This window comes from Streptomyces sp. NPDC101132 (genome assembly GCF_044759225.1).
GTDB lineage: Bacteria > Actinomycetota > Actinomycetes > Streptomycetales > Streptomycetaceae > Streptomyces.
In genome coordinates this window covers 373,760-394,890 of the sequence record NZ_JBIVYX010000005.1, presented here as the reverse complement: position 1 = coordinate 394,890, position 21,131 = coordinate 373,760, and the positions used below count along the sequence as shown (strand labels likewise).

17 protein-coding genes are annotated in these 21,131 nt (G+C 71.6%); 7 read left to right on the top strand and 10 right to left on the bottom strand.

Annotated elements, in window-relative coordinates:
- On the top strand, window positions 1-1,572 hold the full coding sequence (locus ACIQUR_RS14735) for an NADH-quinone oxidoreductase subunit M (protein ID WP_399945872.1): 1,572 nt from the start codon (window positions 1-3) through the stop codon (window positions 1,570-1,572).
- An 11-nt stretch (window positions 1,573-1,583) separates the two neighbouring features.
- Entirely contained in the window at window positions 1,584-3,215 is a 1,632-nt protein-coding gene (gene nuoN, locus ACIQUR_RS14730; RefSeq protein WP_403663945.1) for an NADH-quinone oxidoreductase subunit NuoN, read from the top strand.
- Between the two features lie 64 nt (window positions 3,216-3,279).
- Here nuoN and ACIQUR_RS14725 read toward each other — a convergent pair whose 3' ends face one another.
- Window positions 3,280-3,870 (bottom strand): Uma2 family endonuclease, encoded by a 591-nt coding sequence (locus ACIQUR_RS14725; RefSeq protein WP_403663623.1) that lies wholly within the window; start codon window positions 3,868-3,870, stop codon window positions 3,280-3,282.
- A gap of 158 nt (window positions 3,871-4,028) precedes the next feature.
- Complete coding sequence (gene fahA / locus ACIQUR_RS14720) at window positions 4,029-5,252, bottom strand: fumarylacetoacetase (protein ID WP_403663620.1); 1,224 nt, start codon at window positions 5,250-5,252, stop codon at window positions 4,029-4,031.
- Window positions 5,253-5,411: 159 nt separating this feature from the next.
- Between fahA and ACIQUR_RS14715 the strand changes: the two genes are divergently transcribed.
- Entirely contained in the window at window positions 5,412-6,221 is an 810-nt protein-coding gene (locus tag ACIQUR_RS14715; protein ID WP_399945878.1) for an HAD-IIB family hydrolase, read from the top strand.
- Window positions 6,222-6,338: 117 nt separating this feature from the next.
- On the opposite strand, the gene ACIQUR_RS14710 is transcribed toward ACIQUR_RS14715, so the two are convergent.
- Together ACIQUR_RS14710 and ACIQUR_RS14705 are read right to left on the bottom strand one after the other, a co-directional pair.
- On the bottom strand, window positions 6,339-8,336 hold the full coding sequence (locus ACIQUR_RS14710; RefSeq protein WP_403663618.1) for a CocE/NonD family hydrolase: 1,998 nt from the start codon (window positions 8,334-8,336) through the stop codon (window positions 6,339-6,341).
- A gap of 15 nt (window positions 8,337-8,351) precedes the next feature.
- Window positions 8,352-9,881 carry a peptide MFS transporter gene (locus ACIQUR_RS14705; protein WP_403663615.1) on the bottom strand — a complete coding sequence of 510 codons (1,530 nt, stop codon included), beginning with the start codon at window positions 9,879-9,881 and terminating at the stop codon, window positions 8,352-8,354.
- A gap of 176 nt (window positions 9,882-10,057) precedes the next feature.
- Here ACIQUR_RS14705 and ACIQUR_RS14700 point away from each other — a divergent pair, with 176 nt between their 5' ends.
- The 4 genes from ACIQUR_RS14700 to ACIQUR_RS14685 all read left to right on the top strand — a co-directional run bounded on the left by ACIQUR_RS14700 (window position 10,058) and on the right by ACIQUR_RS14685 (window position 13,250).
- Entirely contained in the window at window positions 10,058-11,068 is a 1,011-nt protein-coding gene (locus tag ACIQUR_RS14700; RefSeq protein ID WP_403663612.1) for a polyprenyl synthetase family protein, read from the top strand.
- 183 nt (window positions 11,069-11,251) lie between these two features.
- A complete protein-coding gene (locus ACIQUR_RS14695; RefSeq protein WP_403663609.1) occupies window positions 11,252-12,550 on the top strand; it encodes an outer membrane lipoprotein carrier protein LolA in 1,299 nt (432 codons plus the stop codon).
- Between the two features lie 107 nt (window positions 12,551-12,657).
- Window positions 12,658-12,861: a hypothetical protein gene (locus tag ACIQUR_RS14690; protein WP_399945891.1), complete on the top strand. Its 204-nt coding sequence runs from the start codon at window positions 12,658-12,660 to the stop codon at window positions 12,859-12,861.
- Window positions 12,858-13,250 carry a hypothetical protein gene (locus ACIQUR_RS14685; RefSeq protein ID WP_403663606.1) on the top strand — a complete coding sequence of 131 codons (393 nt, stop codon included), beginning with the start codon at window positions 12,858-12,860 and terminating at the stop codon, window positions 13,248-13,250. The genes ACIQUR_RS14690 and ACIQUR_RS14685 overlap by 4 nt, the downstream gene beginning before the upstream one ends.
- A gap of 54 nt (window positions 13,251-13,304) precedes the next feature.
- Here ACIQUR_RS14685 and ACIQUR_RS14680 read toward each other — a convergent pair whose 3' ends face one another.
- The 6 genes from ACIQUR_RS14680 to ACIQUR_RS14655 form a co-directional block, all read right to left on the bottom strand.
- Window positions 13,305-14,621, bottom strand: a complete 1,317-nt coding sequence (locus tag ACIQUR_RS14680) for a M28 family metallopeptidase (RefSeq protein WP_403663603.1) — start codon at window positions 14,619-14,621, stop codon at window positions 13,305-13,307.
- Between the two features lie 257 nt (window positions 14,622-14,878).
- Entirely contained in the window at window positions 14,879-15,838 is a 960-nt protein-coding gene (gene rarD, locus ACIQUR_RS14675) for an EamA family transporter RarD (protein ID WP_403663600.1), read from the bottom strand.
- Window positions 15,839-15,993: 155 nt separating this feature from the next.
- Window positions 15,994-16,848, bottom strand: a complete 855-nt coding sequence (locus ACIQUR_RS14670; RefSeq protein WP_403663597.1) for an SDR family oxidoreductase — start codon at window positions 16,846-16,848, stop codon at window positions 15,994-15,996.
- Between the two features lie 173 nt (window positions 16,849-17,021).
- Window positions 17,022-18,086 carry a 2-oxoacid:ferredoxin oxidoreductase subunit beta gene (locus tag ACIQUR_RS14665; protein WP_403663594.1) on the bottom strand — a complete coding sequence of 355 codons (1,065 nt, stop codon included), beginning with the start codon at window positions 18,084-18,086 and terminating at the stop codon, window positions 17,022-17,024.
- Window positions 18,079-20,040 carry a 2-oxoacid:acceptor oxidoreductase subunit alpha gene (locus ACIQUR_RS14660; protein ID WP_403663591.1) on the bottom strand — a complete coding sequence of 654 codons (1,962 nt, stop codon included), beginning with the start codon at window positions 20,038-20,040 and terminating at the stop codon, window positions 18,079-18,081. The genes ACIQUR_RS14665 and ACIQUR_RS14660 overlap by 8 nt, the downstream gene beginning before the upstream one ends.
- Before the next feature lie 173 nt (window positions 20,041-20,213).
- A complete protein-coding gene (locus ACIQUR_RS14655) occupies window positions 20,214-20,873 on the bottom strand; it encodes a LuxR C-terminal-related transcriptional regulator (protein ID WP_403663942.1) in 660 nt (219 codons plus the stop codon).
- Window positions 20,874-21,131: the final 258 nt, after the last annotated feature.

The following is a 21,131-nucleotide window of genomic DNA, read 5'->3' as shown; positions in this document are numbered from 1 at the left end:
ATGAGTTTCCCGCTTCTGACGGCGACGGCCGCGCTCCCCGCGGCCGGCGCGATCCTCACGGCGGCCGTACCGGCCGCCCGCAGGACCGCCGCCAAGTGGCTCGCGCTGCTCTTCTCGCTGGCGACGCTCGTCCTGGCCGCGCTGGTCGCGGTCCGCTTCGAGCCGGGCGGTGCGCGCTACCAGCTCACCGAGTCCCACGAGTGGATCCCGGACTTCGGGGTGAGCTACCAACTGGGCGTCGACGGCATCGGGGTGGCGCTGATCGCGCTCACCGCGCTGCTGGTCCCGTTCGTGATCGCGGCCGGCTGGCACGACGCCGACCCCCTGGAGACCACGTCGAGCCGGTGGCGGCCGACCCAGGGCTTCTTCGCCCTGATCCTCATGGTCGAGGCGATGGTGATCATCTCCTTCGAGGCCACCGACGTCTTCCTCTTCTACATCTTCTTCGAAGCCATGCTGATCCCGATGTACTTCCTCATCGGCGGCTTCGGGGACCGGGCCCACAGCGGCACCGACGAGAACGCGGCCGCCCAGCGCTCGTACGCGGCGGTCAAGTTCCTGCTCTACAACCTGGTCGGCGGCCTGATCATGCTGGCCGCGGTGATCGGCCTGTACGTGGTCACCGGCACCTTCTCCCTCACGGAGATCGCCGACCTGCGCGCCGCGGGCAAGATCGACATGGCGACCAACACCGAGCGGCTGCTGTTCCTCGGCTTCTTCTTCGCCTTCGCGGTGAAGGCCCCGCTGTGGCCGCTGCACACCTGGCTGCCCAACGCGATGGGCGAGGCGACCGCCCCGGTCGCCGTACTGATCACCGCGGTGGTCGACAAGGTCGGCACCTTCGCGATGCTCCGCTTCTGCCTCGGCCTCTTCCCCGAGGCCAGCAAGTGGGCCACCCCGGTGATCCTGGTCCTCGCCCTGATCAGCATCGTCTACGGCGCGCTGCTCGCGGTGGGCCAGCGGGACATCAAGCGGCTGGTCGCCTACGCCTCGATCTCGCACTTCGGCTTCATCATCCTGGGCATCTTCGCGATGACCTCCCAGGGCCAGTCCGGCGCCACCCTCTACATGGTCAACCACGGCCTGTCGACGGCGGCGCTGATGCTGGTGGCCGGCTTCCTGATCTCGCGCCGCGGCTCCCGCCTCATCGCCGACTACGGCGGTGTGCAGAAGGTGGCGCCGGTACTCGCCGGCACCTTCCTGATCGGCGGCCTGGCCACCCTCTCGCTGCCCGGCCTCGCGCCGTTCGTCAGCGAGTTCCTGGTACTGGTCGGCACCTTCGCCCGGTACCCGGTGGTCGGCGTCATCGCCACGGTCGGCATCGTGCTCGCCGCCCTCTACACGCTGGTGCTCTACCAGCGGACCATGACCGGACCGGTCAAGGAGGAGGTCCGGTCCATGCCGGACCTGCGCGTGCGGGAACTGCTCGTCGTGGCCCCGCTGATCGCCCTGCTGATCTTCCTGGGCGTCTACCCGAAGCCGCTCACCGAGATCGTGAACCCGGCCGTCCGGCACACCATGTCCGACGTGCACGAGAAGGACCCCCAGCCCGAGGTGGAGGCGGCCAAGTGAGCGCACCCGTAATGGCCCTGGCGGCGCTCGCCGCCGACCCCGTCGAGCGGATCCCGGCCCCGCACATCGAGTACGCACAGCTCTCGCCGACCCTGATCGTGGTCGGCGCCGCGATCGTCGGCGTCCTGGTGGAGGCCTTCGTACCGCGCAGGTTCCGCCACTACACCCAGGTGTTCCTCGCGGTCGCCGCCCTGGCCTCGGCCTTCGCGGCCGTGGTCGGTCTGGCCGCCGCCGGGTACGGGACCACCAAGGCCCACATCGCGGCCATGGGCGCCATCGCGGTGGACGGCCCCGCCCTGTTCCTCCAGGGCACGATCCTGCTCGCCTCGATCGTGGCCGTGTTCACCTTCGCCGAGCGGCGGCTCGACCCCCGCGCCCACGGCAACAAGGTGGACTCCTTCGCCGCCCAGGCGGCGTCCGTCCCGGGCAGCGACAGCGAGAAGGCCGCGGTCAAGGCCGGGTTCACCACGTCCGAGGTGTTCCCGCTGGCCCTCTTCGCCATCGCCGGCATGCTGGTCTTCCCCTCGGCGAACGACCTGCTGACCCTGTTCGTGGCCCTGGAGGTCTTCTCCCTGCCGCTGTACCTGCTCTGCGCCGTCGCCCGCCGCCAGCGGCTGATGTCGCAGGAGGCCGCGGTGAAGTACTTCCTGCTGGGCGCGTTCTCCTCGGCGTTCCTGCTGTTCGGCATCGCCCTGATGTACGGCTACGCCGGCACGGTCACGTACGCCGGGATCGCCGACGTCGTCGACGGCACCGCGGTCACCATCGACCCGGCGCTCGCGGACACCATGGGCAACGACGCGCTGCTGCTGATCGGCGGCGCGCTGATCCTGACGGGCCTGCTCTTCAAGGTCGGCGCGGTGCCGTTCCACATGTGGACCCCGGACGTGTACCAGGGCGCCCCGACCCCGGTGACCGGCTTCATGGCCGCCGCCACGAAGGTCGCCGCCTTCGGTGCGCTGCTGCGCCTGCTGTACGTGGTGCTGCCGGGCCTGCGCTGGGACTGGCGCCCGGTGATGTGGGGCGTCGCGATCGTCACGATGCTGGCCGGTGCGGTGATCGCGGTCACCCAGACCGACGTGAAGCGCCTGCTGGCGTACTCCTCGATCGCGCACGCGGGCTTCATCCTGGCCGGTGTCATCGCCACCACCCCGGAGGGCATCTCCTCGGTCCTCTTCTACCTGGGCGCGTACTCCTTCGTGACGATCGGCGCCTTCGCCGTGGTCACGCTGGTGCGCGACGCGGGGGGCGAGGCCACCCACCTGTCCAAGTGGGCGGGTCTGGGCCGCCGTTCCCCGCTGGCCGCGGCGGTCTTCGCGGTGTTCCTGCTGGCCTTCGCCGGCATCCCGCTGACCTCCGGCTTCGCCGGCAAGTTCGCCGTCTTCAAGGCGGCGGCCGAGGGCGGGGCCGGGGCGCTGGTCGTGGTCGGTGTGATCTCGTCCGCGATCGCGGCGTTCTTCTACATCCGGGTGATCGTCCTGATGTTCTTCAGCGAGCCGAAGGCGGACGGCCCGACCGTCGCCGTGCCGTCGCCGCTGACGATGTCGGCGATCGCGGTGGGCGTGGCGGTCACGCTGGTCCTGGGCCTGGCGCCGCAGTATTTCCTGGACCTGGCGAGCCAGGCGAGCGTGTTCGTGCGCTGAGCCGACCGGTACGGCGGAAGGGCCCGGCTCCTGCGGGAGCCGGGCCCTTCGGCATGCGCGGGCGCTATTCGACGCGGCGCTTGGCGGTGATCTGGGTGAGGTCCAGATCGATGGGGAAGGGACGAGTGACCTTGAGACGGTCGTGGAAGATGCCGGTACTCGTGTAGGAGCCCGTAGCGGGCTCCCGCTCGAAGACGTAGATGACGGCCCGGCCGTTGTCGTTCTCGACGCGCCAGAAGTGAGGGATGCCGGCCCGGGCGTACTTCGCCGGTTTGACCTCGCGGTCCCGTTCGACGGAATCCTCCGAGACCACTTCGATGGCCAGCAGCACCGATGCCGCGGGCAGGCGGGTCTCGTTGAGGTCCGGGCATCCTGTCTCGCCCACCACGATCACGTCCGGCTCCGGCCGGTTGCGGCGGTCGATGTCGATGGTGAACTCGCGGATGACTTCCAGGTCTTCCGGGGCCTGGTGGTAGAGCTGCCATTCGAAGAAGCTCACGGCCCGTGAGTGGAAAAGGGTCTGCGGACTCAAGAAGACCAGGCTCCCGTCGATCAGCTCCGTGTGCGGAGGCAGGTTCGGAAGCCGGTCCAGGTCGTCGGCGGTCCAGCCACCCTTCGGCGGGATCGGCCAGTGGATCTCGGGATCGACGCTCATCGGTAGTGCTCCCATGCGACGCAGTCTCGCGAGTCCGACCAGCGTATCGCCGGGGGTCGGAGGAAAGCCGCCCGCATGTGTGAATGGCATATGCGCGTTGACCCGGCCGGGGGAATCACCTTCCGGCCCGCGGGGCGGCGGGCCGGAAGGGGGAGGCGTCAGCGTCCGGCCGGGGTGATGGTGCCGGTGACCTCGCCGAGGCCGATGCGGGTGCCGTCGGCGCCCGGGGCCCAGGCGGTGAGGGTGACGGTGTCGCCGTCCTCCAGGAAGGTGCGCTTGCCCTCGGCCAGTTCGATCGCGTCCCGGCCGTTCCAGGTCAGCTCCAGCAGCGAGCCGCGCTGGTTCACCTCGGGGCCGCTGACCGTGCCGGAGCCGTAGACGTCGCCGGTGCGCAGGGAGGCGCCGTTGACCGTCATGTGGGCGAGCTGCTGGGCGGCCGTCCAGTACATGGTGGCGAACGGCGGGTGGGCCACCTCCTGGCCGTTGATCGACACCGTGATGCGCAGGTCGTAGCCGCCCGGCTCGACGGCCGCGTCGTCCACGTACGGCAGGAGCGGGAAGTCGCGCGCCGGGGGCGTCACGCGGGCGGCGTCGAGGGCCTCCAGCGGGGTCACCCAGGCCGATACGGAGGTGGCGAAGGACTTGCCGAGGAACGGGCCGAGCGGCACGTACTCCCACGCCTGGATGTCGCGCGCGGACCAGTCGTTCAGCAGGAAGAGGCCGAAGACGTGCTCGCGGAAGTCCGCCAGCGCGACCGGCTCGCCCATGGTGGAGGGGGTGCCGACGACGAAGCCGACCTCGGCCTCGATGTCGAGCTTGATGCTCGGGCCGAAGACGGGCGCCGGGTCGGCGGGGGCCTTCCGCTGGCCGGAGGGGCGCACGACGTCGGTGCCGGAGACCACGATGGTGCCCGAGCGGCCGTGGTAACCGATGGGCAGGTGCTTCCAGTTGGGCGTCAGCGCGTCGCCGTCGGGGCGGAACATCCGGCCGACGTTGGTGGCGTGGTGCTCGCTCGCGTAGAAGTCGACGTAGTCGGCGACCTCGTACGGCAGGTGCAGCGTGACGGCGTCCAGCGGGACCAGCAGGGGCTCGACGGCGGCGCGGTGCGCCGGGTCGGTGACCCACTCGGTGAGCGCGGCGCGCACGGCGGTCCAGGTGGCGCGGCCGGCGGCGAGGAGCGGGTTGAGGGAGGGGGCGCCGAGCAGGGCGGCGTGCGGGGAGCCGAGTGCGACGGCGACGGCGCCCGCGTCGAGGACGTGCGCGCCGATGCGCACTCCAATGCGCCGGGTGGATTCGTCACCGGTCGAGAACACGCCGTACGGCAGATTGTGCGGACCGAAAGGGTCACCCTCGGGGAGGTCCAGGGGGCTCTGCTCGGGCATGGGGTGCTGCCTCGCTTTCACGCGGTCCGGGGGTGTCCCGGCGTACACAGTGCGGAGCACACGTTACGTGGGGGGCGGGCGGTTCGGGAGGCCGGATTCGGGGGCTATTTATATGACTTGTCCATAAGGGTCCCGGTGTTGATCCGTATCCTTGACGCCGTGACTTCGGCTCTCCCCTATGCCCTGATCGCCACTGACCTCGACGGCACGCTGCTGCGCGCCGGGGACACCATCTCACCCCGCTCGTACGCGGCGCTCGCGCGGGCGCGCGCCGCGGGCGCCCAGCACATCGTGGTCACCGGGCGCCCCGTCCCACAGGTGCGGCACGTCCTGGACGGACTGGGCTACGGGGGGCTCGCGGTGTGCGGGCAGGGCGCACAGCTGTACGACGCCGGGGTGGGCCGGATGCTCAGCTCCGTGACGCTGGACCGGGAGCTGGCGGAGGTGGCCCTCGGCAAGATCGAGGCGGAGATCGGCGAGGTGTACGCGGCGGTCGACCGGGACGGCGTGGACGCGGAGATGGTGATGGCCCCCGGCTACCGGATGGGGCACCGCCCGCACCTCCCCGTGGTCCGGGTCCCGCAGCGGGCGGCCCTGTGGGCCTCGCCGATCACGAAGGTGCTGCTCCAGCACCCGCGGCTGGACGACGACGAACTGACCCGGGTGGCGCGGGGCGTGGTCGGGCACATGGTGAACGTGACGATGGCGGGGGAGCACACGGTGGAGCTCCAGCCGCCGGGGGTGACGAAGGCGAGCGGGCTGGCGCTGGCCGCCGGTGCGCTGGGGCTGCCGGCCTCGTCGACGATCGCCTTCGGCGACATGCCGAACGACATCCCGATGTTCGCCTGGGCCGGGCACGGGGTGGCGATGTCCAACGCGCACCCCGAGCTCCGCGCGGTGGCCGACGAGATCACCCTCTCGAACGAGGAGGACGGCATCGCGGTCGTCCTGGAGCGCCTCTTCGCGTAGCGGGTGCCGGGTGCCGGGTGCCGGGTGCCGGGTGCCGGGTGCCGGGCCCGTGCCGGGTGCGGTGCGCCTCCGGGTGCGGGGTCCCGGCGGTGGCCCTCGGTGCGGGACCCGGCGGGGTCAGCCGGCCGTGCGCGGGATGCGGTGCTCCCACGTGCGGTGGAAGGCGACCTCCTCGCCCTCCCGGCAGACGATCTCGTTCCGGACGAGGAACGACTCCGCGTCGCACTCCGTCGACGAGGTCGTCGCCACCCGCACGTCCCACCCCGCATCCGCCCGGTGCAGCCGGATCCGCCACTCGGAGCGCGCCCGGGCGGACAGCGGGTCGTCGTCCTGGACCTCGTACACCTCCAGCGCGTCCTCCTCGAACTCCAGGCCGTCCGGGTACACCCGCTTCCCTCCGTACCGCGGGTCCACCTCCAGCCGCCACGTGCCCGCGGCCACGTCCCGCACCACCACCCGCTCCGGCCGCGGCTCGTCCAGCGTCTCCGGGAAGGTCACCCCGAGCGGCGGCGCCTGCTCGGGCTCCTCGAAGGCCACGCCCTCCGACGGCGTCCGCGCCCGCACCGGCAGCTCCAGCGAGCTGCCCGCCGGGTCCAGCGTCCACCCGGCCTCGGAGCCGGGCCGCGGCCAGATCCACGGCCAGTACGCCGACGACAGCGCGAGCCGGATCCGGTGGCCGGGCGGGAAGCTGTGGCCGATGCCGTTCAGCTCGAAGGCCACCGACTGCACCGAGCCCCTGGGCCAGTCCACGGACCGGTCGCGGCCCTCCCGCGCGCCCAGGTTCAGCGCGCCCCGCGTCACCAGGGTGGAGGACCCGTCCGGGGCCACGTCGCAGACCCGGGCGACGACCTGCCCGTGCGGTACGTCCATCCGCAGCCGGAGCCGGACCACCGGCCGCCCCAGCACGTCCACCGGCCCCTCGTCCACCGCGAACTCGAAGCAGGCCGACTTCGCGTCCTCCTCCCGCTGGTCGGGCGGCAGGTCCGCGTCGTTGCCGAAGGGGAAGAAGCGCCCCGCGTCCAGCCCCGTGTGCTGCGGCGAGGCCACCCGCACCGGCTCGCCCCGGAGCTCGTACCGCACCGGCGCGACGTTCGGGGAGGGCCAGGCCGGGTCGCCCACCCAGCGGCCGCCGAGCCGCTCGTACGTGGTCGCGGGCGGGTGCGAGTCGCTGATCCAGGAGCGCAGCAGCGGCTCGTCGAGCACCCCGGTGTCCTCGCCCTTGAGCCAGTGGTCCCACCAGCGCAGGGTCTCCTGGAGGAAGCCGATCGCCGGTCCGGGCGGCAGCCCCCGGTCCGGGTACTGGTGCGACCAGGGCCCGATGATCCCGCGCACCCGGTCGGCCGGCAGGGCCGAGACCAGCCGCAGCACCGTGTCGCGGTACGGGTCGTGCCAGCCGCCCACCGCCAGCACGGCGGCCCGCACCGCCCCGTAGTCCTCGCAGACGCTGCCGTGCCGCCAGTACGCGTCCCGCGTCTGGTGGGCCAGCCAGGTGTGGACGAGCGGCTCCAGGGACTCCAGCCGGTCCAGCCAGCGCTCCCGCCAGCCCCCGCCCGCGTACAGCGGGTCCGGCGGCCGGGCGGCGAAGGCCAGCATGGTCGCCGCCCAGGCGTGCATGTCCACGCCCAGCACCGAGCCGCCCATGTAGTGGACGTCGTTGTCGTAGCGGTCGTCGGTGGAGCAGACCGTCACGACGGCCTTCAGCGCCCCGGGCGCCAGCGCCGCGATCTGGAGGCTGTTGAAGCCGCCCCAGGAGATGCCGAACATGCCGACCGCGCCCGTGCACCACGGCTGGGCCGCCAGCCACTCCACCACCGCGACCCCGTCGGCCAGCTCCCGCGCGTCGTACTCGTCGCCCGGCCGGCCGTCGCTGTTGCCGTGCCCGCGCAGGTCCACCCGGACGGACGCGTAGCCGTGGCCGGCGTACCAGGGGTGGCGCTGCCAGTCGCGCGGCGCGGTCCAGTCGGTGAGCCGGTACGGCAGGTACTCCAGCAGCACCGGCACGGCCTCGTCCGTCACCGGGCGCCAGATCCGCGCGTACAGCCGGACCCCGTCCGGCAGCGGGATCCAGACGTCCTCGCGGGTGGTCTCGTAGGGGAACTCCGTACGGATGGCCACAGGGTCCCTCCGGCGTCAGTGGACGGGGTGCATCGTGCGCCGCAGCCACGGCGCGAGGGCGAGCACGGCCAGGCCGGCGACGATCGCGACGGCGCCGTTCAGGCCGAAGTACACGGGGTGGGAGAGCGTGCCGTAGAGCTTGACCACCTGGGCCTGGATGCCGTTGGCGAGGGCCAGCGACAGGAACCACAGGGCCATGGTCTGGCTCGCGAAGGCCCGGGGCGCCAGCTTGGTGGTGGCGGACATGCCCGAGGTCTCCAGGAGTACGTCGCCCAGGCCGAGCAGCAGGTACGAGCCGACGATCCACCAGGCCGCCATGCGGTACGTGTCGCCCTCGTGCCCGGAGGTCGGCACGACCATCAGCAGGAAGGACAGGCCGCCCAGCAGCACGCCGATGGCGATCTTGTTGGAGGCGTGCGGCTGGCGGTGGCCCATCCGGGCCCACACGGCGGCCACGACCGGGGCCAGCGCCACCTCGAAGGCGCCGAGCGCGGAGGCGTACCAGCTCGCGGGGAAGTCGAAGCCGAGGATGGTGGTCCTGGCGTTCGTCGAGGCCAGCAGCATCATCGTCGAGTACGCCTGGAAGAGGATGAAGTTGAAGGCCACGGAGGCGAGGAAGAGCACCACGTACGGGCGGAGCCGGCCGCGCTCCGCGGCGGTCACCCGCGGGCTGCGGAACATCACCGCGAAGTAGACGGCCGGGGCGATCACCGAGACCAGGGTGAGCAGGTCCACGAACCGGTCCATGGTCAGCCACCCCGCGGCCGCCAGCACCCCGCACAGCAGCGCGGCGGCGGCGAGCCCGCCGATGATCAGCCGGACGGCGCGCCGCATCGCGTCGGGGGCGAGCGCGAACCCGGCGGCGTGCCTGCCCCCGGCCAGGTGGCGGCGGCCGGCGACGTACTGGACCAGCCCGGCCGTCATGCCGACGGCGGCGGCCGAGAAGCCCCAGTGCCAGCCCTGGTGCTCGCCCAGCCAGCCGGTGATCAGCGGGCCGGCGAAGGCGCCGATGTTGATGCCCGTGTAGTAGAGGGCGAAGCCGGCGTCGCGCCGGTCGTCGTCCGTCCGGTAGAGCTTCCCGACCATGCTGGCGACGTTCGGCTTCAGCAGGCCCGTGCCGGCGCTGATCAGGCCCAGACCGGCCCAGGTCATCGCCGTGGTGGGGACGGCCATGGCGTAGTGGCCGCAGGCGATCAGGACGCCGCCCCACAGCACGGCCCGGTACGAGCCGAGGATCCGGTCGGCGAGCCAGCCGCCGGCCACCGACACGAGGTACACCATGGTCCCGTAGGCCGCCGAGACGGAGGCGGCCGTGCCCGGGTCCATGCCGAGGCCGCCGTTCGCGACGGTGTCGGCGAAGTACAGGACGAGGATCGCCTGCATGCCCAGGAACGAGAAGCGCTCCCAGACCTCCAGTCCGGACAGCGTGGCGAGCCCCCGCGGGTGGCCGAGGAAGGCGTGGTCGTCGCCCGGCGGGGGCTGCTCGGCGGCGGGGTTCCCGCCGCCCGGTTCGTTGGGCTCGGTATCGGTGACAGTGTGCGACAAAACGGAATCTCCGGGTGGTATCAGCTGCTCTAGAACATACCGGTGCTGATCGGGCGCTGCGCGGGGGCTGGAGCACGGCCGCTCTCCGAGATCGAAAACGGACCGGATACGCTGACTTGAGTGATGGCAGCGACACATCGACAAACCGTGTGAGTCAGCAGACAGGAGTACCCCTCGTGACCGTCGTCGGGCCGTTCGGACTGAGCGTGCGGGACCAGGCTCTTGAGACCGATGTCCAGGCCGGACTGGCGGCCGTCGAGGAGGGTCTGCTCGAAGCCACCAAGAGTGACGTCCCCTTCATCACCGAGGCCGCGCAGCACCTGGTGCGCGCCGGTGGCAAGCGTTTCCGCCCGCTGCTCGTGATGCTCGCCGCGCAGTTCGGGGACCCGCACACGCCGCGGATCGTGCCCTCCGCCGTGGTGGTGGAGCTCACGCACCTGGCCACGCTGTACCACGACGACGTCATGGACGAGGCGGACGTGCGCCGTGGCGTGCCCAGCGCGAACGCCCGCTGGGGCAACTCGGTGGCCGTCCTGACGGGTGACTTCCTCTTCGCCCGTGCCTCGCACATCCTGGCCGACCTCGGCCCGGAGGCCGTCCGCATCCAGGCCGAGGCCTTCGAGCGGCTGGTCACCGGCCAGATCCTGGAGACCGCGGGTCCGCGCGACGGCCGGGACCCGGTCGAGCACTACCTGGAGGTCATGGCCGGCAAGACGGGTTCGCTCGTCGCCGTGTCCTGCCGCTTCGGCGCGATGATGTCCGGCGCCGACGAGAGCGTCGTCGACATCCTCACCCAGTACGGCGAGCGCCTCGGCCTCGCCTTCCAGCTGGCCGACGACGTGCTGGACGTGGCCTCCGACTCCCACGAGTCCGGCAAGACCCCGGGTACGGACCTGCGCGAGGGCATCCCGACGCTGCCCGTGCTCCGGCTGCGCGAGCTGGCCGCCCGCGACGGCAGGCCGGAGGACCTGGACCTCGTCGCGCTGCTGGACGGCGACCTCACCGACGACGCCCGGCACGCCGAGGCCCTGGCGCGGCTGCGGGTGCACCCGGCGCTGGAGCAGGCCCGCCGCGACACCATCCGGTACGCGGAGGAGGCGCGGTCCACGCTGGCGCCGCTGCCCGAGTGCTTCGCCAAGGCCGCGCTCCAAGAGCTGTGCGACGCGGTCGTCCACCGCGCGGGCTGAGTCCGGCGCGGGTGCGACCTCCGGCTCCCCCGTCCCCTACGGGATGGGGGAGACCGTGCCCCCTCGTGTCATCCCTGCGTAGTACGCGGAGTTGAATCCGTGGGCTGACGCTCCGGCGGCTCCCGTTTGGTCAGATGGATGCACCATCCCCACCACATCGGGTGACACGGAGGCAGGACGAAGATGGCACCGAACGTAAGCGGAAACCCCGAGGGCGCTCAGGCCGAAGAGGCCGCGGACCTCCGGGCGGGCCGCCGCAAGGCCGCCCGGTACGTCGTACCGGTGGCGGTGGCGGGCGTGGCCGCCGCGACGATCGGGCTGGTCCCGGCGCTCGCGGCCAACGGCAGCCCCGATCTGCCGAAGATCTCGGCACAGGAGCTCATCGAGAAGATCGCCGCCTCGGACACGCAGCAGCTGTCCGGCACGGCCAAGGTCAGCACGGACCTCGGGCTCCCGTCCTTCGCGGACGGCCTGCTCGGCGGCGCGCTGGGCGGCGGGGGCGGCGCCGGCGGCTCGGCGAACCCCGAGGACCGGCTCGCCGAACTGGTCACCGGCACCCACACCTTCAAGGTCGCGGCCGACGGCCCGGACCGCCAGAAGCTCACCTTCGTGGACGGCCCGGACGAGTACAGCCTCATCCACAACGGCAAGGACGTCTGGGGCTACGACAGCAAGTCCAACCAGGTCTTCCACGACACCGAGGAGGCGCACGAGGGCGGCCCGCGCCACAAGACGGCCGACCGCGTGCCCGCCACCCCGAAGGAGATCGCCCAGGAGGCGCTGAAGGCGGCCGGTCCGACCACCGCGGTCAGCGTGGGCGACACCGCGCAGGTCGCCGGCCGGGACGCGTACCAGCTGGTCCTCACGCCCAAGCAGAGCGGCTCCACCATCGGCTCGGTCAAGATCGCGGTGGACGGGAAGAACGGCACCCCGCTGCGCGTCCAGGTGCTCTCCAGCGAGGGCGGCAAGCCGATCCTCGACGCGGGCTTCACCAAGGTCGACTTCTCGAAGCCGGCCGCGGACACCTTCTCCTTCACCCCGCCCAAGGGCGCCCAGGTGACCGAGGGCAAGGACGCGGAGAAGGAGTTCGGCAAGGACGGCAAGCACGGCAAGGCCGGTCACGAGGAGGCGCTCAAGCGGCTGGAGTCGCTGCCGGGGCTCGGCGGTCTGACGGAGGGTCTGGCCGGCGGCGCCGGCGCCGAGGGCGGCGAGACGAAGGTCATCGGCGAGGGCTGGGCCACGATCGCGGAGATCAGCGTGCCGGGCGGCAAGGGTCTGAACGCGGTCAAGGGTGAGAAGGACGTCCCGAAGCAGGCCCAGACCTTCCTGGACTCCATCGGCGACAAGGTCTCCGGGAAGTTCGGCGAGGGCCGGATCCTGTCGACCCGCGTGGTCAACGCGCTCGTGACGGACAACGGCAAGGTGTACGTCGGTGCGGTCACCAAGGACGCGCTGCTGAAGGCGGCCAACGCCGCCGGGTAGTCCGGCGTCGTACGGAGACGGCGAGGGGTGGCCCGGGACGTGTGTCCCGGGCCACCCCTCGCCCGTTCCGGTGTTCCGTACAGCGCGGCCGCTGTACGGTTGACGGCATGTCGAGACACGTCACCATCCGCCTGGACGAGGAGTTCCACGACCGCCTGAAGGCGCGGGCGGCGGCCCTGGGGACGACCGTCACCGCACTGATCACCGAGGTCACCGAGCGCGAACTGGACCAGGACCGGCGCGACTTCCTCGCCGGCATCGAGGAGTTCGCCGACCACTGGGGCTACTTCCAGAAGCGGTTCGGCACTTGAAGATCACCGAGGAGTGGGCCTGGACGGCACTGGCCCACCACCTGCCCTCCGACCCGGCGGTCTGGGACCCCTCGGGCGTGGTCGCCGCGGTGGCCCGCCACCAGAGCGACCTGGTGATGCTGCCGGACGCGCCGCCCCCCGACATCGCCTGGCGGGCCGCCGCGTTCCTGCACACGCTGGCCGTGTGCCCGGCGCTGGAATCGCCGATGAACGAGTTCTACGCCGCCGCCGCGACCCGCTCGTACCTGCGGGTGGCCGGGGCGGACCGGCTCCCCTCGCCCGAACTCCTCGGCGACCTGGTCGAGGCGGCCAAGCTGGGGAAGGCCGACATCGCGGCCGTCGCCGACGAACTCCGCTCACGCATCGAACCCGCTCCCGTGGAACTCTGACCACGGGAGCGGGTTCGTTTCCTCAGCCTCGGCGGGCGGTCGTCCGCGGCCGGCTCAGAAGGTGATCTTCCAGCTGTTGATGTAGCCGACGTCCTGGGCCGCGGCGTCGCGCACCCGCAGGTTCCAGACACCGTTCGCGACCTCGCTGGAGGCGTTGACGGTGTAGCTCTGGACGATGTTGTCGGCGCTGCCACCGGTGCGGTTGTGCAGGTTGTAGACCGAGCCGTCCGGGGCCACCAGGTCCACGATCAGGTCACCGCGGTAGGTGTGGACGATGTTCACGTCCACCTTGGTGGTGGCCGGCGCGTTGCCCGTGACGCCGGAGACCGTGATCGGCGAGTTCACCGCGGCCGCGGGGGAGTCCGGGATGTTGACGTCCGTGGTGTTCTCGAAGGACGGGCCGGGCGGGACCGGCGTCGAGGCGCCCAGGTTCCAGATCGCGTAGGCGACGGCGTCGCTGTTCCGGTCGAGCGCGGTGTCGTTGATGTTCGACGTGGTGTCGCACGAGGAGTGGTAGCAGCGGTCGAAGGACTGCCCGGCCGTGCCGCCCCACTTCTGTGCCTGGGCGCTGGTCTTCGTGTTGCTGGCGCCCGTGAAGAGGCCGCCCACGGCGATGCCCACGTTCTTGAACGACGCGTGGTCGGACCGGCCGTCGCCCTCGGTCTCGATCTCCGTCGGGACGCCGATGCCCGCGAAGTAGGTCTTGAAGGTCTGCTCGATCGTGGGGTCGTCGTCGTAGACGAAGTAGCCCGGGTTCGGCGAGCCGATCATGTCGAAGTTCAGGTAGCCCGAGATCTTCGCGCGCTCCGCGCTGGGCAGCTGGTTCACGTAGTACTTCGACCCGACGAGGCCCAGCTCCTCCGCGCCCCACCAGCCGAAGCGGAGGTGCTTGGTGGGCTGGAGCCCGGCCCGGGAGACGGCCAGCGCGGTCTCCAGGACGGCGGCGGAACCCGAGCCGTTGTCGTTGATGCCGGGACCCGAGCTGACCGAGTCGAGGTGCGAGCCGGCCATCAGGACCGAGTTCGGGTCGCCGCCGGGCCAGTCGGCGATCAGGTTGTAGCCCGTGGCACCGCTGGAGGTGAAGGTCTGCAGCGTGGTGGTGTAGCCGGCGGCGTCGAGCTTGGCCTTCACGTAGTCGATCGAGGCCTTGTAGCCGGTGCGCCCGTGCGCGCGGTTGCCGCCGTTGTTCGTCGCGATCGTCTGGAGCTGGGACAGGTGCGCCTTGACGTTCGCGAGGGGTATGTCCGGCGGGGTGGGCGCTGCGGCCGCGGCCGCGGGGGCGGCGAGCGCGGCGGGGGCGGTGGAGGCGAACAGGCCCGCGACCGCGAGTGCGGTCACGGCGGCCAGCCGCCGGGGGACGGAGAGGCTCATGTGGGGGCTCCGGTATTCCGAACGGGGACAGAACGGAACGTGCGAGGTCAGTGCAGTGGAGCGGCTCGAGCGGCAAGAGCTGTCCTGGCGGCAGCAGCTGTCCGAGCTGGTGGAGCGACCGTGCGTGCCTGATGTTCAGTGAGAGCTTGACTCTCCGTCAAGAGCCTTATTCGGTCAGGTGTGTTCGTCATACGGACAAGCGCCCGTACGGAAGTCCGTACGGGCGCCTGCGCGTGTGAGGCTGGAGGGTTGGGCGGTTACGAGGGGGACGCGGCCTCCCGCACCGGCGCGGCCTCCGCCGCCTGCGCCGTGCGCCGCCCCAGCTCGGCCCGCGTACGGCGCGCGGTGCGCAGCGCGTCCCAGGTCAGCAGCACCAGCGCGGCCCACACCAGGGCGAAGCCGGCCCACCGCTCGGGCGGCATGGCCTCGTGGAAGTACAGGACGCCGAGGGCGAACTGGAAGACGGGCGCGAGGTACTGGAGCATCCCCAGCGTCGACAGCGGCACCCGGATCGCGGCGGCGCCGAAGCAGACCAGCGGTACGGCGGTCACGACACCGGTCGCGGCGAGCAGGGCCGCGTGCCCCGTGCCCTCGGTGCCGAAGGTGGACCGTCCCGCGGAGCCGAGCCAGAGCAGGTAGGCGAGGGCGGGCAGGAACTGGATGGCGGTCTCGGCCGCGAGGGACTCCAGTCCGCCGAGGTTGACCTTCTTCTTGATCAGGCCGTACGTGCCGAACGAGAAGGCCAGCGTCAGCGCGATCCAGGGCGGTCGCCCGTACCCGATGGCGAGCACCAGCACCGCCGCGAAGCCGATGCCGACCGCGACCCACTGCAGGGGCCGCAGCCGCTCGCCGAGCAGCAGCACGCCCATGGCGATCACGACCAGGGGGTTGGCGAAGTAGCCGAGCGAGGCCTCGACGACGTGGTCGTTGTTGACGGCCCAGATGTAGACGCCCCAGTTCACCGTGATCACGGCGGCCGCGGCGGCGGTCAGCGCCAGCCGGCGCGGCTGGCGCACCAGCTCGCGTATCCAGCCCCAGCGGCGCAGGGCCAGCAGCGCCACGCCCACCACGGCCAGGGACCACACCATCCGGTGCGCGAGGATCTCGACCGCCCCGGACGGCTTCAGCAGCGGCCAGAAGAGGGGGACCAGCCCCCACATGCCGTAGGCGCCGAACCCGTACAGCAGCCCTGTCCGCTGCTCACTGCGTACCTTCACGGACCCTCCAGAGCTGCCGTACGCCAATCCCTCGACGGTAGCTTTCGGACACCCCTCGTGTCATGCCCGTAGATACGTGACGCTCGTGACCGCATTCCGGACGCAGCCCGGTCCGGCGGGCGCCGGACCGGGCTGACCGGGGAGGGGGCGGCAGGTCAGGCCAGGGCCCGGGAGATGGCCTCGGCCACCGGCGTCGTCGGACGCCCGATCAGCCGGCGCAGGTCCCCGCCGGTTCCGGCCAGGGCGCCCCGCGCGATGGCCGCGTCCACGTCGACCAGGACCGCGGCGAAGCCCTCCGGCAGCCCGGCGCCCTTGAGGATCTCCAGGTGCGCGGCGGCCGGCACGTCGGAGTGGACGACCGTACGGCCCGACTGGGCCGCGACCTCGGCGGCGTACTCGGCCAGGCTCCAGGCGTGGTCGCCGCTCAGCTCGTACACGGCGTTCAGGTGCCCCTCGCCGGTCAGGACGGCGGCCGCCGCGGCGGCGTAGTCGGCCCGGGCGGCGGAGGCGATCCGGCCGTCTCCGGCGCTGCCCACCACCACGCCGTGCTCCAGGACCGCGCCCAGGTTGGCGGTGTAGTTCTCGTGGTACCAGCCGTTGCGCAGGAAGGTGTGGGGCAGGCCCGAGGCGAGGATCGCCTCCTCGGTCTCCTTGTGCTCGGCGGCGAGCTCGAAGTCGGCCTCCGGCCCGCCGAGGATCCCGGTGTACGCGAGCTGCGCGACGCCGGCGGCCCGGGCGGCCTCGATCACCGCGGTGTGCTGCGGGACGCGCCGGCCGACCTCGTTGCCCGAGATCAGCAGGACGCGGTCGCCGGCCCGGAAGGCGCCGGCGAGGGTCTCGGGCCGGTCGTAGTCGGCCACCCGCAGCTCCACGCCGCGGGCGGCCAGGTCGGCGGCCTTGGCCTCGTCGCGGACGACGGCGGCGATCTCTCCGGCCGGCACCCGGTCCAGCAGCTCGTCGATGACGAGGCGGCCCAGGGCTCCGGTGGCTCCGGTGACGACGATGCTCATGGTGGTGCTCCTTCGGTGCGGCGGGGACGTGCCGGTGGCGATGACCACTACCTTACAGAAAGCGCTAACTTTTAGAAAGTGAACCGGTCCGAGGGCGGCCGGAGCCCGGACACGCGGAAGCCCGGGCCTCCCGAAGGGGGCCCGGGCTTCGCCGGTGCGGTGCGCCGCCGGGGCTAGCCCACGACCGTCCAGGTGTCGTTGCCGGTCAGGAGCGCGCCCAGATCGCCCTTGCCGCGCTGCTCGATGGCGTCGTCGAGCTGGTCCGCCATCTGCGTGTCGTACACCGGCCGCGCCACGCTGCGGAACACGCCGATCGGCGTCTGGTGCAGCGTGTCGGGGTCGGCCAGCCGGGACAGCGCGAAGGCCGTGGTCGGCGACGCGGAGTGCGCGTCGTGGACCAGGACCGAGCCCTCGTTCTCCGGGGTCACCTCGACCACCTTCAGGTCGCCGGTCGCCGGGTCGCGGACGACGCCCTTGTGGTCGTCGGCCCCGAAGCGGATCGGCCGGCCGTGCTCCAGCCGGATCACGGCCTCCTGCGCCTGGTCCTTGTCCTTGAGGACCTCGAAGGCGCCGTCGTTGAAGATGTTGCAGTTCTGGTAGATCTCCACCAGCGCCGTGCCGTTGTGCTCGGCCGCCGCGCGCAGCACCTCGGTCAGGTGCTTGCGGTCGGAGTCGACGGTCCGGGCCACGAAGGAGGCCTCGGCGCCGATCGCCAGCGACACCGGGTTGAACGGCGCGTCCAGCGAGCCCATCGGCGTGGACTTGGTGATCTTGCCGATCTCGGAGGTGGGGCTGTACTGGCCCTTGGTCAGCCCGTAGATCCGGTTGTTGAACAGCAGGATCTTGAGGTTGACGTTCCGCCGCAGGGCGTGGATGAGGTGGTTGCCGCCGATCGACAGCGCGTCGCCGTCACCCGTGACCACCCACACGCTCAGGTCCCGCCGCGAGGACGCGAGACCCGTCGCGATGGCCGGGGCGCGGCCGTGGATGGAGTGCATCCCGTACGTGTTCATGTAGTACGGGAAGCGCGAGGAGCAGCCGATGCCGGAGACGAAGACGATGTTCTCCTTCGCCAGGCCGAGCTCGGGCATGAAGCCCTGTACGGCGGCGAGCACCGCGTAGTCACCGCAGCCGGGGCACCAGCGGACCTCCTGGTCCGACTTGAAGTCCTTCATGGACTGCTTGGCCTCGGCCCTGGGGACCAGGGAGAGCAGGGAGTGGGCCGTCGTCTCAGTCATTGATGGCCTCCTTGAGGGCCTTCGCGAGCTGCTCCGCCTTGAAGGGCATGCCGTTGACCTGGTTGTACGACCGGGCGTCCACCAGGTACTTCGCCCTCAGCAGCATCGCGAGCTGGCCGAGGTTCATCTCGGGCACCACCACCTTGTCGTAACGCCCCAGGACCTCGCCCAGATTCCGGGGGAAGGGGTTCAGGTGGCGCAGGTGGGCCTGGGCGATCGGGACGCCCGCGATCCGCAGCCGGCGTACCGCGGCCGTGATCGGTCCGTACGTGGAACCCCAGCCGATGACCAGGGTCCGCGCGCCGTCCGGGTCGTCCACCTCCAGGTCCGGCACCTCGATGCCGTCGATCTTGGCCTGGCGGGTGCGGACCATGAAGTCGTGGTTGGCCGGGTCGTACGAGATGTTGCCCGTGCCGTCCTGCTTCTCGATGCCGCCGATCCGGTGCTCCAGCCCGGGGGTGCCGGGCACCGCCCACGGGCGGGCCAGCGTCTCGGGGTCGCGCTTGTACGGCCAGAAGACCTCGGTGCCGTCGGCCAGCGTGTGGTTCGGGCCGGTGGCGAACAGCGTCCGCAGGTCGGGCAGCTCCTCCACGTCCGGGACCCGCCAGGGCTCGGAGCCGTTGGCCAGGTAGCCGTCGGACAGGAGGAAGACCGGGGTGCGGTACGTGAGCGCGATCCGCGCCGCGTCGAGGGCGGCGTCGAAGCAGTCCGCCGGGGTCCGCGGGGCCACGATCGGGACCGGGGCCTCGCCGTTGCGCCCGTACATCGCCTGGAGCAGGTCGGCCTGCTCGGTCTTGGTCGGCAGACCGGTGGACGGGCCGCCGCGCTGGATGTCCACGATCAACAGCGGCAGCTCCAGCGAGACCGCCAGGCCGATCGTCTCCGACTTCAGCGCGACACCCGGGCCGGAGGTGGTCGTCACGGCCAGCGCGCCGCCGAACGCCGCGCCCAGGGCCGCGCCGATGCCCGCGATCTCGTCCTCGGCCTGAAAGGTCCGCACGCCGAAGTTCTTGTGCTTGCTCAGCTCGTGCAGGATGTCCGAGGCCGGGGTGATCGGGTACGAGCCCAGGTAGAGCGGCAGGTCGGCCTGCCGGGAGGCGGCGACCAGGCCGTACGAGAGGGCCAGGTTCCCCGAGATGTTCCGGTAGGTGCCGGGCGGGAAGGCCCGGCTGGCCGGCGCCACCTCGTAGGAGACGGCGAAGTCCTCGGTCGTCTCGCCGAAGTTCCAGCCGGCCCGGAAGGCGGCCACGTTCGCCTCGGCGATGTCCGGCTTCTTGGCGAACTTCTGCCGCAGGAAGTTCTCCGTGCCCTCGGTGGGCCGGTGGTACATCCAGCTCAGCAGGCCCAGCGCGAACATGTTCTTGCTGCGCTCGGCCTCCTTGCGGGAGAGCCCGAAGTCCTTCAGGGCCTCGACCGTCAGGGTGGTCAGCGGTACCGGGTGGACGCTGTACGCGTCGAGCGAGCCGTCTTCCAGCGGCGAGGTCTCGTAGCCGACCTTGGCCATCGGGCGCTTGGTGAACTCATCGGTGTTGATGATGATCTCCGCGCCGCGCGGCACGTCGCCGATGTTCGCCTTGAGCGCCGCCGGGTTCATCGCCACCAGGACGTTCGGGGCGTCGCCCGGCGTCAGGATGTCGTGGTCGGCGAAATGCAGCTGGAAAGAGGAAACGCCCGGCAGGGTGCCTGCGGGCGCGCGGATTTCGGCGGGGAAGTTCGGAAGCGTCGAAAGATCGTTGCCGAAGGACGCCGTCTCGGAGGTGAAACGGTCACCCGTCAGCTGCATGCCGTCACCCGAGTCACCCGCGAAACGGATGATCACGCGGTCGAGCTTGCGGACTTCCTTTTCGCCCTGCGCCGCCGCGCCGCCGGCGTCCGCGGGCGTGCGCTGTTCCCCGACGACGGCCTCATCGGCCCCGTCGGCCTGCTCGGCTGGGCTACTGACCTGGCTGGTCACTGAACTGGACCTCCTTCGAGGCGTGAGCGTCCCAAGGCCAACCCTACGTCGGTAAGGGTGCCCTTCCTGGGGCCTCTCATATGCTGGACGCAGAAATGAGACGCCATCCGTGTGAGACGGCTTGCCATGGGCGGATATTCCGGCTTCCGGCTAGCTGACAGAGTGTCAGGTAGTCAGGAATTCAGGTAGGTGAGAACGGCGAGCACCCGCCGGTGATCCCCGTCACTCGGTGACAGGCCGAGCTTCATGAAGATGTTGCTGACGTGCTTCTCCACCGCGCCGTCGCTGACGACCAGCTGCCTGGCGATCGCGGAATTCGTCCGGCCCTCGGCCATCAGGCCCAGCACCTCGCGCTCCCGCGGGGTCAGCCCCGCCAGTACGTCCTGCTTGCGGCTGCGGCCCAGCAGCTGGGCGACGACCTCGGGGTCGAGGGCGGTGCCGCCCCGCGCCACGCGGACCACGGCGTCCACGAACTCTCGTACCTCGGCTACCCGGTCCTTGAGCAGGTAGCCGACTCCGGTGCTGGACCCGGCCAGCAGCTCCGTGGCGTACTGCTCCTCCACGTACTGCGACAGGACCAGCACGCCTATGCCGGGGTGGTCGCGGCGCAGCCGCACGGCGGCCCGTACGCCCTCGTCGGTGTGCGTGGGCGGCATCCGCACGTCGGCGACCACCACGTCCGGCAGGCCGTCCTCGGCCGCGAGGTCCGCGACCGTCTTGAGCAGGGCCTCCGCGTCCCCGACGCCCGCCACGACGTCGTGCCCCCGATCGGTCAGCAGCCGGGTCAGGCCCTCACGGAGCAGCACTGAATCCTCGGCGATGACCACCCGCACCCTGTCCTGCTCCACGTCTCAACCGCTCCCGCGTTCGCTCGTGCCGTGCCGGCGTGCCGTGTCCGGCGGTACGAGCCAAGCATCGCAGTCTCGTGGGTGGGTTGAGGCCAGCCGGGGCACCCGGCGGGGTGCGGGTTTTCGCTTTTCATGGATCCGCAACGGTGCCGCCGCGCGGCGGCACCGTTGCGGAGGCGGGGCCCCCCCCCCCGGGGGGGGGGGCCCCCCCCCGGCCCCCGGGTCGCGAACCCCCCCCCCCCC

Excerpts from the sequence above, each read along its gene's own strand:
- ACIQUR_RS14735 (WP_399945872.1), top strand. The coding sequence starts at position 1 with ATGAGTTTCCCGCTTCTGACGGCGACGGCCGCGCTCCCCGCGGCCGGC.
- nuoN (WP_403663945.1), top strand. The coding sequence starts at position 1,584 with ATGGCCCTGGCGGCGCTCGCCGCCGACCCCGTCGAGCGGATCCCGGCC.
- ACIQUR_RS14725 (WP_403663623.1), bottom strand. The coding sequence starts at position 3,870 with ATGAGCGTCGATCCCGAGATCCACTGGCCGATCCCGCCGAAGGGTGGC.
- fahA (WP_403663620.1), bottom strand. The coding sequence starts at position 5,252 with ATGCCCGAGCAGAGCCCCCTGGACCTCCCCGAGGGTGACCCTTTCGGT.
- ACIQUR_RS14695 (WP_403663609.1), top strand. The coding sequence starts at position 11,252 with ATGGCACCGAACGTAAGCGGAAACCCCGAGGGCGCTCAGGCCGAAGAG.
- ACIQUR_RS14690 (WP_399945891.1), top strand. The coding sequence starts at position 12,658 with ATGTCGAGACACGTCACCATCCGCCTGGACGAGGAGTTCCACGACCGC.
- ACIQUR_RS14680 (WP_403663603.1), bottom strand. The coding sequence starts at position 14,621 with ATGAGCCTCTCCGTCCCCCGGCGGCTGGCCGCCGTGACCGCACTCGCG.
- ACIQUR_RS14670 (WP_403663597.1), bottom strand. The coding sequence starts at position 16,848 with ATGAGCATCGTCGTCACCGGAGCCACCGGAGCCCTGGGCCGCCTCGTC.
- ACIQUR_RS14665 (WP_403663594.1), bottom strand. The coding sequence starts at position 18,086 with ATGACTGAGACGACGGCCCACTCCCTGCTCTCCCTGGTCCCCAGGGCC.